The sequence below is a fragment of the Caballeronia sp. NCF2 genome (assembly GCF_023631205.1).
In the GTDB taxonomy this organism is placed as follows: Bacteria; Pseudomonadota; Gammaproteobacteria; order Burkholderiales; family Burkholderiaceae; genus Caballeronia; species Caballeronia zhejiangensis.
Genome location: NZ_JALQDN010000046.1, coordinates 23,375 through 36,439 on the forward strand (window position 1 = coordinate 23,375; position 13,065 = coordinate 36,439).

Below are 13,065 nucleotides of genomic sequence, written 5' to 3' on the forward strand. Positions count from 1 at the left end.
GAATGATCCTGACGACGATCGGGGTCGCAAAGTATAAGCGCTGAATACAGCATACGGGCGCGTGCGAAATTCAGCCGCGCTAGAATGCGTCGGCCGACGTCATCTTCAGATCAAAAAATGAAACCAGCGCGCAGCAAGCCGTCCGTCCTTCGATCCTTGATGTTGTGTCTCGCGATGTCCTTCGCTTTACAAGCACATGCCGACGAAGCCACGCAAGCGGCCGGCAATGACGGCCCCGCATACGGCCCCGAGTTGCAGGGCTTCGACTATCCGTATCCGGTCGCGCGCTTCGCGCTTACGTCGCAGCGCCAGGTCGTGCGCATGGCGTATATGGATGTGCATCCGGCGCATCCGAATGGACGCACCGCGGTACTTCTGCACGGCAAGAATTTTTGTTCGGCGACGTGGAAGCAGACGATCCAGACCTTGAGCGATGCGGGCTATCGCGTGATCGCGCCGGATCAGATCGGCTTTTGCAAATCGACGAAGCCCGCGCGCTATCAATACAGTTTCCAGCAACTTGCCCGCAACACGCATGCGCTGCTGACCGCGCTCGGCGTGTCGAAGGCGACGCTCATCGCGCATTCGACGGGCGGCATGCTCGCGGTGCGCTACGCGCTCATGTATCCGCGCGAGACGGAGCAGCTCGTGCTCGTGAATCCGATCGGGCTCGAAGACTGGAAGGCGAAGGGCGTGCCGTCGATTTCCATCGACGACTGGTATGCGCGCGAGCTCAAGACGAGCGCCGACGGCATCCGCCGCTATGAGACGAGCACGTACTACTCGGGCCAGTGGCGCGACGACTACGAACCGTGGGTGCAGATGCTGGCGGGCATGTATCGCGGACCGGGCAAGGACATCGTCGCGTGGAACTCGGCGTTGCTGTACGACATGATTTACACGCAGCCCGTCGTCTACGAATTCGATCAGTTGAAGACGCCGACGCTATTGCTTATCGGCGACAAGGATACGACCGCGATCGGCAAGGACTTCGCGCCGCCGGAGATTCGGCCGATGCTCGGGCGATATCCGGATCTCGCGAAGCTGGCGAAGGAGCGTATCGAAGGCGCGAAGCTGGTCGAGTTTCCGGCGCTTGGGCACGCGCCGCAGATGCAGGATCCGGCCGCGTTTCATAAGGCGCTGCTGGAGGGGCTGGCGGGGCAATAGCTTCGATTCGCTCGCAAAGTTTCGTTGGCTGTTCTGCATTGCGATTTCGCTCAACGTGACCATGATCGTGCCACGCCGACGCAGGGCGGCCATTATCTGGCGCACGTTATTTGCAGGTCTTCTCTTGTCGATGCTGACTGTGCCGACCTCCAAGAAAATCGTTGGACGAAGCGAGGGCAGACTTGCCATCCGCGCTGGAACCCGACGCACCATACCTCACCTTCCCAAAGTCGCACACGAAGCCCGCTCGATCGCCGGCACCTGAATCGCCAACGTAATACCTCTCGCCACCATGAAAACAGTGAGCGCCAGCCACAGCCCGTGATTCCCGAGCGATCCCGCGAGCGCCCACGCAGCAAGCAGAAAGACAGCAAGCGAGACGGCCATCGCCTTCATCAACTCGTGCGTGCGCGTCGCGCCGATGAACACGCCGTCGAGCTGAAAGCCCGCGACCGACGCGAGCGGCAGAACCGACGCCCACGGCAGATAGCGCACCGCCGCCGCCTTCACGACCGCCTGATCCGTGAGCTTGCCGATGATCCATTCGCCGCTAAACCAGAAGACGATGGAAAAGCCCGCCGCGCCGATTGCCGACCAGAACATCGTCACCTTCACGGCCTGACGGAACGCGTACCGGTCGCGCGCGCCCGCCGCCGCGCCGACGAGCGCTTCGGCCGCGTGCGCGAAGCCGTCGAGACCGAAGGACATGAAGGTCTGGAAGTTCAGCAGGACGGCGTTCGCGGCGAGGATCGCATCCCCCTGACGCGCGCCGAGATGCGCGAACCAGCCATACGAACCGAGCAGGCAGATCGTGCGGATGAAGATGTCGCGGTTGATCGCGACGACCCGCCTCAACGCGTGCGCGTCGAAGAGCGAGCGCGGGACGAGCGGCGGGAGGCCGCGCGGACGCAGATGCCAAAGAATCGCGAGTCCGAGCGCAAAGCCGCAGAAATCCGCGAACGCCGTTGCCGCGCCGATGCCCGCGATGCCCCAATCGAAGCGATACACGAAAAGCAGCACCGCGATGATGTTCACCAGATTGATGAAGATCTGCGTGACGAGCGCGAGCCTCACGCGCTGGCAGCCGAGCAGATAACCCAACACGACGTAATTGCCGAGCGCGAACGGCGCGGCCCAGATGCGCGCGTGACAGTACGCGCTCGCGGTGTCCTGCACGGCGGCGCTGCCGCCCAGCGCGACGAGCGCGTAACGAATGATCGGCACTTGCAGCACCAGCACCGCCGCGCCGATCGCGAGTCCGAGCAGCAACGCGCGCAGCACGCTCTTGCGCAAGGCGTCGTCGTCACGCGCGCCGAACGCCTGCGCCACGAGTCCCGTCGTACCCATGCGCAGAAAGCCGAAGCCCCAGAACACGAAGCTGAAGACGAGCCCGCCGAGCGCGACGCCGCCGAGATACTGCGGCCCGTCGAGATGCCCGGCGACAGCCGTGTCGACGGCGCCGAGAATCGGCTGCGTGAGATTCGCGAGAACGATGGGAAAGGCCAGCATCAGCACGCGCTTGTGCCAGTGCACGGGCAGCGCGGCGGCATCGGTTGAATCGGTCTGCAAGGTCGGCGGCCTGAAGTTTCGAGCAAGGGCGTCATTGTCCGCAGCGGACGCGGACCACGCAACGTCTCGCGAACGCCGATAATGCGCCTCATGAAAACGTTCGCGCTCTATGTCGTCACCGCCATCGCCGAGATCGCCGGCTGCTATTTCCCTCATCGATGGCTCAAGGAGGGCGGCTCGCCGTGGCTCGTCGTGCCCGGCGCGCTGTCGCTCGCGCTGTTCGCGTGGCTGCTCACGCTGCACGCCGCGGCGGCGGGGCGCGTCTACGCGGCGTATGGCGGCGTGTATATCGGCGTGGCGATCGCGTGGCTATGGGCCGTCGAGCGCATCCGGCCGACGGCGTGGGATGTCGCGGGCGCGGCGATCGCGCTCATCGGCATGGGCGTGATCGCGTTCCAGCCGCGCGTCTAGAACCGCTCAGGCTTCCAGCGCCAGCAGCGCGAACGTCGCGAGCCAGTGCTCGCCCATGTAATCGCCCGCGACATGCGCAATGCCCGACGCCAGATGTTCGTGCGCCGCCGTCTCGAGCACGGCGATACGCGCATCGCCCGCCGGCAGCGCGCGTGCGATCGTGCGCTGACACCACGCGCGCGAGAGGTTCAGGCCGTCGAGATGCGCGAGCTTGCCGTCGCTGCGATCGGTGACGGTGGCCGGCGCGAAGAGCGTCGCGGGTTCTCGCTCGGCGATGCGCGGCAGAAACCGGTCGAACCAGCCGACGAAGCGCTCGCCCGGCAGCACATGACGCATCAGCACGGCTTCCATCAGCGACGGCGACAGGAACTCGTCGCCCGCCGGTTCCCACGCCTGACAGCCTTCGTCCTTCTCGAACCAGCGCAGGGCGGTTTCCTTCAGCAGATGCTCAAAATCGGCGTTCTGCGCGACGCGCGCGTAACCGATCGAAAGCGTCAAGGCGAACGCCATGTTGAAGTGCGTGCCGACGCGAAGCGGATACGTCGATTTCGGCAGGAATTCCTCGAAGCGTGCGACGAATGCGTCCGCGAGCGGCTGGAGCGTGCGGGCCCAGCGCGCGCCGTCGTCGGAACGCATCGAGCGCAGCTGGCCTGCGAGCGCGAGCAGCCACGCCCAGCCATAAGGCCGCTCGAAGCCGCGCGCGGCGGGACGCTGCAGATAAGCGACTTCAGCGGCGACGTTAGCCTCGGTGACATGCTCGTCGATCACGGCGCGAATGCGCGGCGCGTCCGGCAGATCCGGAAAGCGGTCGATCAGCCGAGCGATCAGCCAGTAACCGTGCACGCACGAATGCCAGTCGAAGCTGCCGTAGAAAATCGGATGCAGCGCGCGCGGGCTTTGCACGTCGGCAACGCTTGCCATGACGTGATCGAGCTTGTTGGGATATTCGCGCGTCAGGTGGCCGAGCGCGACTTGCGCGAATGTCGACGCGAGCGCGGCGTCGAGAATGATCGGTTGATGCTGACTCATGCAGTCCTCGTCGATGTGAATCGTGATCCCGAGACTTTATCGATAAATAATCGTCAAAATCTTTAATCAGGGTAATTACCTAGTACGAACGATCGAGGCAAAGACGATTTATGTCGAAAGCGTTGAACGATGCCGTCGCAAGGGCGGCAAATGCTTTTGCGGCAAGCCTGAGCGGTTGGGGCGGTCATCGGTGAACGCGATGCGGGCGCGTCCTTGCGCGAATTTTCCTACTCCGTCCGGCCGTGTTTCGCGCGCCACGATCGCGCGCCGGTTGCGAAACCGCGTATAAACTTGCGCCCGAACGCCGCCAAGAGCGCCCGGATCGGGGATGAAACCCCGACATACGCCATCCAGACAGTGACCAAGAGATCAGAAACAACATGACCGACCTTCCCGCTTACACCGCAGAGGACACCCGGCGCCGCGTTTTCGCCATCGTCGGCGCCTCGTCGGGCAACCTCGTCGAATGGTTCGACTTCTATATCTACTCGTTCCTCGCGCTGTACTTTTCGGCGGCGTTCTTTCCCGGCGGCAATCCGACGGTTCAGTTGCTGAACACGGCGGGCGTGTTCGCGGCGGGCTTCCTGATGCGCCCGATCGGCGGGTGGCTCTTCGGCCGCATCGCCGACAAGCACGGCCGCCGCAACGCGATGATGATCTCCGTCCTGATGATGTGCGGCGGCTCGCTCGTCATCACCTTCCTGCCGACGTACGCGTCGATCGGCGCGTGGGCGCCGTTCCTGCTGCTGATCGCGCGCCTGTTCCAGGGCTTGTCGGTGGGCGGCGAATACGGCACCAGCGCGACGTACATGAGTGAAGTCGCGCTGCGCGGCCGGCGCGGCTTCTTCGCGTCGTTCCAGTACGTGACGCTGATCGGCGGCCAGCTCGCCGCGCTGCTCGTGCTCGTGATCCTGCAACTGTTCCTGTCGACGGAAGAGCTGAAGGCGTGGGGCTGGCGCATTCCGTTTTTCATCGGCGCGTGCGCGGCGCTGATCTCGCTGTACCTGCGCCGTTCGCTCGACGAAACGTCGACCGCCGAGACGCGCGATCGCAAGGAAGCGGGCACGCTCGCCGGCCTGATGCAGCACAAGGCCGCGTTCATGACAGTCGTCGGCTTCACGGCGGGCGGCTCGCTCATCTTCTACACGTTCACGACCTACATGCAGAAGTATCTGGTCAACACGGCGGGCATGCACGCGAAGACCGCCAGCAACGTGATGACCGCCGCGCTCTTCGTCTACATGCTGCTGCAGCCGCTGTTCGGCGCGCTGTCGGACCGCATTGGCCGCCGCGCCTCGATGCTTTGCTTCGGCGCGCTCGCGACCATTTGCACGGTGCCGCTGCTGCACGCGCTCTCCACGGTGACGAGCCCGGTCATGGCGTTCGTGCTGGTCGTGATCGCGCTCGCGATCGTGAGCTTCTACACGTCGATCAGCGGTCTCATCAAGGCGGAAATGTTCCCGCCGGAAGTGCGCGCGCTGGGCGTCGGCCTGTCGTACGCGGTCGCCAACGCGGTGTTCGGCGGCTCGGCGGAGTATGTGGCGCTGTGGCTGAAATCGGCGGGCAGCGAATCGACGTTCTTCTGGTATGTCACGGCGATGTGCGCCATTTCGCTCATCGTCTCCTGGCGCATGCTCGATCCGAGCAAGGAAGGGTATCTGCGCAACGAACCGTAAGCCGGCCGGCGGCGTGCGCGTCGTGTCGCACGCCCGCATCGGCGCGGACGCCGTTGTCCGCCCGGCTTGCCGATGAAGGTAGTATGGTGTTTTATGCGGTATGTAGACGACGCACCGGCCACGGTGCACGATGTTGATCGGAAAGCGCGGGAACCGGATACGCATGCGCGCAGCGCCGCCGCGCGCAAATCCGATGTGCACGTTCGGGCGCGTCGGACTGCCTGGAGCCTGTTCATGGAAGATTTCGACGAAACGCTGTTCATAGTCTGGCGAGCCAACCTCAATGTCCTGGTCGGCTCGCCGGGCGGCGCTGGCCGCCTCGCGCGCATGATGAACTTCTCGCCGACGTTCATGAAGCTGATCGTCGGCGGTCAGCGCGATTTCAACGAGGAATTCGTACGCGGCATCGAGCTCGTGACCGGCCTGCCGCCGCACTGGATGGACGAGCGCCGCACGCTGGACGAGATTCCGCCCGACGTCCTGCGCGCGATCGACGAGGAAACGCCGATGGCCGTGTTCCGCGGCACGGCCCATCCCGCGCCGAAGCGTTCCGTGTTGCGCGGCCCGGAACCGCTGCTTTCCCAGACCGAAGCGACGCGCCGTGTCGCCGATCAGGCCCAGCAACAGGCCGAAGCCAACCGCCGCGATCTGGTTTTTCGGAAGAATCGCGAGCTGCTGTCGCAGGACTTACGCCGCCTGGAGCGCCAGCTCGGCTTGCTGCAGGTCGAATCGATGCAGCCGAAGGTCGATGAACTCATCGCGTCCGATCGCATGAGCGAGTCGGCGAAGGCCGATCTGACCGGGCGTCTCGAACAGATCGACAAGCACGTCAAGCTGTTACATCAGCACGTCGAGAAGCTCGTGGTGCTGCTCTCGAGTCCGGATGAGCCCGACTCGGGCGAATAACCGAACGACTACTTGTTTTCCGGTCTTCAGGCGATTCCGGCTCCGGATGCACCGCGATCGGATCGCTTGCGGGGAAGGTCTCTTCCAGCGCCTCGTCGAGCAAATCCTCTTCGGTTTCCTTCTTCGGTTGTTCCTGCTTCGAACGTTCATCCCGGCTGGCTTTGGTCATGGTGCGCTCCAAGGTGCGAAATCATGGACGATTCAATATAGCAGCCTCGATGTTCGCGCGCTTCAGCTCTCCCGCCGGTAATCCGCGGGGCGCACGCCCGTCCACTTCCTGAATGCGCGCCGGAACGCGCTCGGTTCCGCGAAGCCGAGCGCATCGGCGATTTGCGGAATCGTCTCCTGCGTATGCGCAAGACGCGCGATGGCCAGATCGCGCCGCAATGCGTCCTTGATCGTCTGATAGGTCAGCCCTTCCTGCTTCAGACGCCGCCGCAGCGTGGCTTCGGCCATATGCAGCGCGGCCGCGATGCTTTCGGCTTCCGGCCAGTCCGTCGGCGCGGTTTGCCGAAGACGCGTCCGGATGCGCGCCGCGAGCGAATCCGGATTGCGATACTTCACGATGAAATTCGCCGGCGCATCGCGCAGGAAGCGCTTGAGCGTGGCGGACGTCTGCACGATCGGCAGCGCCGCGCATTCGGCCGACAGGTCGACGAACGAGCGCGTCGCGTCGAAACGCAGGTCGTTGCAGAACATGAGGCGATATTCGTCGCTGTCGGCGGGCTCGGGGCAGCGCATGTGCGCCGCGAGCACCGGAATGCGCCGCCCGACCAGCCAGCACAAGAGCCCATACACGAGGATGAAGCCCGTCGCGTAGGCGAACATCGACTTCGGTCCGGCTTTGTCGGCGAGCCAGATTCGCACGCGCTTGTCGTTGATGTCCGGCTCGAAGCTCAGATCGTCGAGCACGAGCCGCATGAAAGTCGCGATGCGCCCGAGCGCCTGCGCGCCGTCGCGCGAGGAAAGCGCCGCGTGGCATAGCAGCACGAAGCTGCCGCGCCGCATCGGATGGGCGTCCTGGCCGAAGAACTCGTCGTCGAGCGCGTCGGCGGTGGCGTTCCACAGCTTGCCGTACTGGACCGGCGACACCCGCGCGCGCGGCGAATCGAGCGTCGCCGGCGCGATGCCCGCCGCGGCCAGCAAATGCCCGCGCGCGACGCCGCGCGATTCGGCGCATCGCAATGCGGCTTCGACGAGGCTCACGGAAATCGAGTCGCGCTCGATCTTTTTTTTGGTACTTGGGGTTGTCACTAGGTGGCCAAAGCGCTCAGTTAGCGTGATCGTTTTGGGCATCGGCTAACGTTAGGCGATTGCCTAGACTCGTGCTCAGACGGCCCAGCCGCCCATCATCGACCGGGCGAGCGGCGGCCAGAAAGTTTAAACGATCGATGCGGCGAGCCTCGCCGCGCAAGCCCCCATCACCGAATTCAGAACATGATCGACGCATTTCTCACCGAAGAGCAACGCATGATCCGCGACGCGGCTCGCCAGTTCGCAACCGAAGCGCTCGCGCCGAACGCGGGCCAGTGGGACAAGGACGGCGCGATCCCCGACGCAGTCGTGCGGCAACTGGGCGAACTCGGCCTGCTCGGGATGATCGTGCCCGCCGAACTCGGCGGCACCTTCAGCGACTACACCGCCTACGCACTCGCGATGGAAGAGATCGCCGCCGGCTGCGCGTCCTGCGCGACGATGATGAGCGTGCACAACTCGGTCGGCTGCGGGCCGATCCTCGCGTACGGCACCGACGCGCAGAAGGCCGAATGGCTGCCGAAGCTCGCGAGCGGCGAGGTTATCGGCGCGTTCTGCCTGACGGAGCCGCAGGCGGGCTCCGAAGCGAACAACCTGCGCGTGCGCGCCGTCGAGAAAGACGGCAAGTGGGTCATTTCCGGCAGCAAGCAGTTCGTGACGAACGGCAAGCGCGCGGGCGTGGCGATCGTTTTCGCCGTGACCGATCCCGATCAGGGCAAGCGCGGCCTCTCTGCGTTCATCGTGCCGACGGACACGCCCGGCTTCAACGTCGGCGCGCCGGAGCACAAGCTCGGCATCCGCGCGTCGGATACGTGTCCGATCAACTTCGACGATTGCGCGATTCCCGCCGCGAATCTGCTCGGCAAGCGCGGCGAGGGCTTGAAGATCGCGCTGTCGAATCTGGAAGGCGGGCGCATCGGCATTGCGGCGCAGGCGCTCGGCATCGCGCGCGCGGCATTCGATGCGGCGCGCGCCTATGCGAAGGAGCGCGTGCAGTTCGGCAAGCCGATTCAGGAACATCAGTCGGTGGCCAACATGCTCGCCGACATGCAAACGCAGATCAACGCCGCGCGCCTCTTGATTCATCACGCGGCGCGCATGCGTACCGAAGGCGTGCCGTGTCTGTCGGAGGCGTCGCAGGCGAAGCTGTATGCGTCGGAAATGGCGGAGCGCGTGTGTTCGGACGCGATCCAGATTCACGGCGGATACGGCTATCTGCAGGATTATCCGGTGGAGCGTCATTATCGCGATGCACGCATCACGCAGATTTACGAAGGCACCAGCGAAGTGCAGCGGATGGTGATCGCGCGCAACGTATAAATCTTGGAGACGCAATGAACGAAGCCCAGGCATTCATCGAAGCACGAGACTTCCTGTTTGCTCATCGCACGGACTACGACACCGCGTATCGCGACTTCAGATGGCCGTCGCTCGATCGCTTCAACTGGGCGCTCGATTATTTCGATCCGATGGCGCGCGGCAACGACGCGCCTGCGTTGCAGATCGTCGGCGAAAGCGGCGACGAGACACGGCTTTCGTTTGCGCAGATGAGCGAGCGTTCCGCGCGCGTCGCGAATCATTTGCGGGGGCTGAACGTGAAACGCGGCGAGCGCATTCTGCTGATGCTGCCGAATCGCGTCGAGCTATGGGACACGATGCTCGCCGCGATGAAGCTGGGCGCGATCGTCCTGCCCGCGACGACGCAGCTTGCGAGCGCGGATTTGCGCGACCGCATCGCGCTAGGCGGCGTGCAGCATGTGATCGTCGATGCAGCCGAAACGAGGAAATTCGATGTCATCGACGTACCGGGCTTGCGCATCGCGGTGGACGGCGCGCAGGACGGCTGGCTCGCGTATGAAGCCGCGTACGACGCATCGGCGGAATTCGCCAAGGACGGCGAAACGTCCGCGAACGATCCGTATCTGCTGTACTTCACGTCCGGCACGACGTCGAAGCCGAAGCTCGTCGCGCATACGCATCAGAGTTATCCGGTCGGGCATCTCTCGACGATGTACTGGATCGGCCTGCAACCCGGCGACGTCCACTGGAACATCAGCTCGCCCGGCTGGGCGAAACACGCGTGGAGCTGCTTCTTCGCGCCGTGGAACGCGCAGGCGTGCGTGTTCATCTACAACTTCAGCCGTTTCGATGCCGCCCGCGCGCTCGATGTGCTCGTGAAGCACGAAGTCACGACGCTGTGCGCGCCGCCGACCGTGTGGCGCATGCTCGTGCAGGAGCCACTCGCGTCGTACGAGGTGAAGCTGCGCGAGATCGTCGGGGCGGGCGAGCCGCTGAATCCGGAGATCATCGAGCGCGTGCAGCATGCGTGGGGATTGCCGATCCGCGACGGCTACGGCCAGACCGAAACCACCGCGCAGATTGCCAACACGCCGGGCCAGCGGCTCGTGCCGGGCTCGATGGGCCGTCCGCTGCCGGGTTATCGCGTGGCCTTGCTCGATCCGGATGGCAATCCTGCCGAAGAAGGCGAAATCGCGCTCGCGCTCGATCCGCCGCCGCTCGGCCTGATGACCGGTTACGCCGATAACCCCAAGGCCACCGAAAACGCGATGCGAGGCGGCTTCTATCGCACATCCGATGTCGCCGCGCGTGGCGCGGACGGCTACTTCGTCTACGTCGGCCGCGCGGATGACGTGTTCAAGTCGTCGGATTACCGCTTGAGCCCGTTCGAGCTGGAAAGCGTGCTGATCGAGCACGAAGCGATCGCCGAGGCGGCTGTCGTGCCGAGTCCCGATCCGCTGCGTCTTTCGGTGCCGAAGGCGTTCGTCACGCTGCGTCACGGCTATTCGATCGGACCCGAACTCGCGAAAAGCGTGTTCGCGTTCTCGCGCGAACGGCTCGCGCCGTACAAGCGCATCCGCCGGCTCGAATTCGCGGAATTGCCGAAGACCATCTCCGGCAAGATTCGCCGCGTCGATTTGCGCCGGCAGGAAATCGCGCGCACGCAGGACGGCGCGCGCGGCGAGTTCGAGTTCTGGGAGGAAGATTTCCCGGAGCTGCGCCAGACCAGCAAGGCCGACTAAAGGAATTCATGAGCACGCTTGAACTTTCACGCGACGCGCCCGAAGTCGCCTTCGAGGTCGTGAACCGCGTGGCGATCGTCACACTCGACCGTCCGCATGCCTTGAACGCGCTCTCGCACGGCATGATCGCGCATCTCGCCGAACGTTTCGCGCAATGCGCCGCGGACGATTCGATCGCCGCGGTCGTCTTGCGCGGCGCGGGAGAGAAGGCGTTTTGCGCGGGCGGCGACGTGCGCAAGCTCTATCACGCGGCGCGCAACGATCCGCATCACGAGACGCCGTGGCTCAAGTTTTTCATCGATGAATATCGGCTCGATTTCACGGTGCATCGCTTTGCGAAGCCGGTTATCGCGCTGATGGACGGCATCGTGATGGGCGGCGGCATGGGCCTCGCGCAAGGCGCGGCGTTGCGCATCGCGACCGAGCGCACGCGCATGGCGATGCCGGAGACGCGCATCGGCCTGTTGCCCGATGTCGGCGCGACGCATTTCCTGCGCGTGCTGCCGCGCGATCTCGCGCTTTACGTCGGGTTGACGGGCGCGCGTCTGTCGGGCGCGGATGCGCGGCGTGTCGGTCTCGCGGACGAATGCGTGCCGTCGACGTGGCTGCGCAGTTTCGTCGAGCGTCTCGAAGCTATCCGCTGGGACGATGCGCAGGACACGATGACGCAAGTGGCGCGCGTGTTCGTGCCGAGCGCGAATATCGAACGGCACGCGCCGCTCGACGATATGCGCGCGCAAATCAAACGCCATTTCGCCGTGTGCGCGACGGGCGGCGTGGAACGCATCGTCGCATCGCTCGCAACGGATGAATCCGACTGGGCGCGCGCGACGCTCGCGCTGCTCGAAAGCCATTCGCCGACGATGCTCGAAGTCACGTATCACGCGCTTTTGCGTGGCCGTCAGATGTCGCTCGCGGACTGCTTTCGCATGGAACTCGGCGTCGTGTACCGCGCGATCGATGACGGCGATTTCGTCGAAGGCGTGCGGGCGCTCATCATCGACAAGGACGAGCGGCCGCGTTTCGCGCCGACGACGCTCGCGCAAGTGCGCGCCGAGCGCGTGCAGCACTTCCTGTCATCGCCGTGGCGCAGGGAAATGCATCCGCTCGCCGATCTGTAGGCGGGACCTCTCGACGGAATTCGCAAGCAAATGTTTCTGCAGCGAACCGTCCAGATGACCGATGGTCGAATCGGGCTTATCGAACATCGGACAATTCTGAGGAGGAACCGAACATGGCGAACCGTACGTATCGAACGGCGCTTCTTTCGGCTGGGATCGCATTTGCGGTAATCGCGCCGGGGGCATCGTACGCACAACTCAATCTTCAACAGTTCGGCTTCGGGAGCGGCAAGTCTGACGTGACGTCGGGCGCGAACGGCGCGACGCAGCCTTCGGCGCTGAATTCGCTTCTGCAAAGCTATGTCGGCGCGAACCAGCAAGTGCTGACCGGGCAGTCGACCCTCGCCTCGGCGATGGGCATGTCGAGCGTCGCGAGCCAGGCGCAATCGGCGGCGGGGTTGCTCTCCGGCGCATCGGGCGGGAACGCCGTTCCGAGCACGAGCGTATTGTCGCAACTCGGCGGCACGCAGCAGAGCGTGTCCCAATCGCTGATGCAGGCATTCACGAACGGCTCCGCGACGCCGCCGACAGCCGCCAGCAAGAAGACCTTCAGCGACGGCCTCGCGTCGCTCGGGCAGGGCGTAAAGCAGTACGCCGGCCTGCAATCGAATCTCGGCTCGGTGACGAATTCGATGAACATGTCGTCGCTGCTGGAGGCGGGTTCGAATCCGTCGACCGTGCAGGCGGCGAGCTATGTGGCGCAATCGGCGCCGGGGCAGTTGCAGTCGCTCATGCAGACGCTCTCGCAAGCGGTGCAGTACGCGAAGACCAATGGCATTTCGGTGCCGTCGATCGCGACAGCGGCGCTGAGCGGCGCGCAGTAACGCGATGTGAAGCGGCGATCACGCGCGCAAAGGAAAAGCGGCGGGGCTCATGCGAGCCACGCCGCTT

General features: G+C 64.5%; 11 protein-coding genes. 8 read left to right on the plus strand and 3 right to left on the minus strand.

The features are described from left to right. The first annotated feature begins 174 nt into the window (after positions 1 to 174). Positions 175 to 1,167, plus strand: coding sequence for an alpha/beta fold hydrolase (locus NCS02_RS15395; RefSeq protein ID WP_250502752.1), 993 nt, complete (start codon positions 175 to 177; stop codon positions 1,165 to 1,167). 216 nt (positions 1,168 to 1,383) lie between these two features. Here the strand turns inward: NCS02_RS15395 and NCS02_RS15400 are convergent, their stop codons facing one another. Then, positions 1,384 to 2,676, minus strand: a complete 1,293-nt coding sequence (locus NCS02_RS15400; RefSeq protein ID WP_250502763.1) for an MATE family efflux transporter — start codon at positions 2,674 to 2,676, stop codon at positions 1,384 to 1,386. Positions 2,677 to 2,826: 150 nt separating this feature from the next. On the opposite strand from NCS02_RS15400, the gene NCS02_RS15405 reads away from it, so the two are divergent. Next, complete coding sequence (locus NCS02_RS15405) at positions 2,827 to 3,147, plus strand: YnfA family protein (RefSeq protein ID WP_008353867.1); 321 nt, start codon at positions 2,827 to 2,829, stop codon at positions 3,145 to 3,147. 6 nt (positions 3,148 to 3,153) lie between these two features. On the opposite strand, the gene NCS02_RS15410 is transcribed toward NCS02_RS15405, so the two are convergent. Then, on the minus strand, positions 3,154 to 4,176 hold the full coding sequence (locus NCS02_RS15410; RefSeq protein ID WP_250502753.1) for a DUF2891 domain-containing protein: 1,023 nt from the start codon (positions 4,174 to 4,176) through the stop codon (positions 3,154 to 3,156). A 380-nt stretch (positions 4,177 to 4,556) separates the two neighbouring features. On the opposite strand from NCS02_RS15410, the gene NCS02_RS15415 reads away from it, so the two are divergent. Continuing rightward, positions 4,557 to 5,852 carry an MFS family transporter gene (locus NCS02_RS15415; protein WP_008353864.1) on the plus strand — a complete coding sequence of 432 codons (1,296 nt, stop codon included), beginning with the start codon at positions 4,557 to 4,559 and terminating at the stop codon, positions 5,850 to 5,852. A 234-nt stretch (positions 5,853 to 6,086) separates the two neighbouring features. Beyond that, positions 6,087 to 6,758 carry a hypothetical protein gene (locus tag NCS02_RS15420; RefSeq protein ID WP_033536103.1) on the plus strand — a complete coding sequence of 224 codons (672 nt, stop codon included), beginning with the start codon at positions 6,087 to 6,089 and terminating at the stop codon, positions 6,756 to 6,758. 231 nt (positions 6,759 to 6,989) lie between these two features. Here NCS02_RS15420 and NCS02_RS15425 read toward each other — a convergent pair whose 3' ends face one another. After that, on the minus strand, positions 6,990 to 8,012 hold the full coding sequence (locus tag NCS02_RS15425) for an AraC family transcriptional regulator (protein ID WP_502800879.1): 1,023 nt from the start codon (positions 8,010 to 8,012) through the stop codon (positions 6,990 to 6,992). 186 nt (positions 8,013 to 8,198) lie between these two features. Here NCS02_RS15425 and NCS02_RS15430 point away from each other — a divergent pair, with 186 nt between their 5' ends. The 4 genes from NCS02_RS15430 to NCS02_RS15445 all read left to right on the plus strand — a co-directional run bounded on the left by NCS02_RS15430 (position 8,199) and on the right by NCS02_RS15445 (position 12,998). Continuing rightward, positions 8,199 to 9,332, plus strand: coding sequence for an acyl-CoA dehydrogenase family protein (locus NCS02_RS15430; protein WP_250502764.1), 1,134 nt, complete (start codon positions 8,199 to 8,201; stop codon positions 9,330 to 9,332). Positions 9,333 to 9,346: 14 nt separating this feature from the next. Beyond that, the gene (locus NCS02_RS15435; RefSeq protein WP_250502755.1) at positions 9,347 to 11,053 is read left to right on the plus strand and encodes an AMP-binding protein; all 1,707 of its coding nucleotides are present in this window, start codon (positions 9,347 to 9,349) and stop codon (positions 11,051 to 11,053) included. A gap of 8 nt (positions 11,054 to 11,061) precedes the next feature. Further along, complete coding sequence (locus NCS02_RS15440; protein ID WP_175983068.1) at positions 11,062 to 12,174, plus strand: enoyl-CoA hydratase/isomerase family protein; 1,113 nt, start codon at positions 11,062 to 11,064, stop codon at positions 12,172 to 12,174. Between the two features lie 113 nt (positions 12,175 to 12,287). Continuing rightward, a complete protein-coding gene (locus NCS02_RS15445) occupies positions 12,288 to 12,998 on the plus strand; it encodes a hypothetical protein (protein ID WP_008353855.1) in 711 nt (236 codons plus the stop codon). Positions 12,999 to 13,065: the final 67 nt, after the last annotated feature.

Coding starts and splice junctions, on each gene's coding strand:
- NCS02_RS15420 (WP_033536103.1), top strand. CDS start 6,087: ATGGAAGATTTCGACGAAACGCTGTTCATAGTCTGGCGAGCCAACCTC.
- NCS02_RS15405 (WP_008353867.1), top strand. CDS start 2,827: ATGAAAACGTTCGCGCTCTATGTCGTCACCGCCATCGCCGAGATCGCC.
- NCS02_RS15435 (WP_250502755.1), top strand. CDS start 9,347: ATGAACGAAGCCCAGGCATTCATCGAAGCACGAGACTTCCTGTTTGCT.
- NCS02_RS15400 (WP_250502763.1), bottom strand. CDS start 2,676: ATGCTGGCCTTTCCCATCGTTCTCGCGAATCTCACGCAGCCGATTCTC.
- NCS02_RS15415 (WP_008353864.1), top strand. CDS start 4,557: ATGACCGACCTTCCCGCTTACACCGCAGAGGACACCCGGCGCCGCGTT.
- NCS02_RS15410 (WP_250502753.1), bottom strand. CDS start 4,176: ATGAGTCAGCATCAACCGATCATTCTCGACGCCGCGCTCGCGTCGACA.
- NCS02_RS15445 (WP_008353855.1), top strand. CDS start 12,288: ATGGCGAACCGTACGTATCGAACGGCGCTTCTTTCGGCTGGGATCGCA.
- NCS02_RS15440 (WP_175983068.1), top strand. CDS start 11,062: ATGAGCACGCTTGAACTTTCACGCGACGCGCCCGAAGTCGCCTTCGAG.
- NCS02_RS15395 (WP_250502752.1), top strand. CDS start 175: ATGTCCTTCGCTTTACAAGCACATGCCGACGAAGCCACGCAAGCGGCC.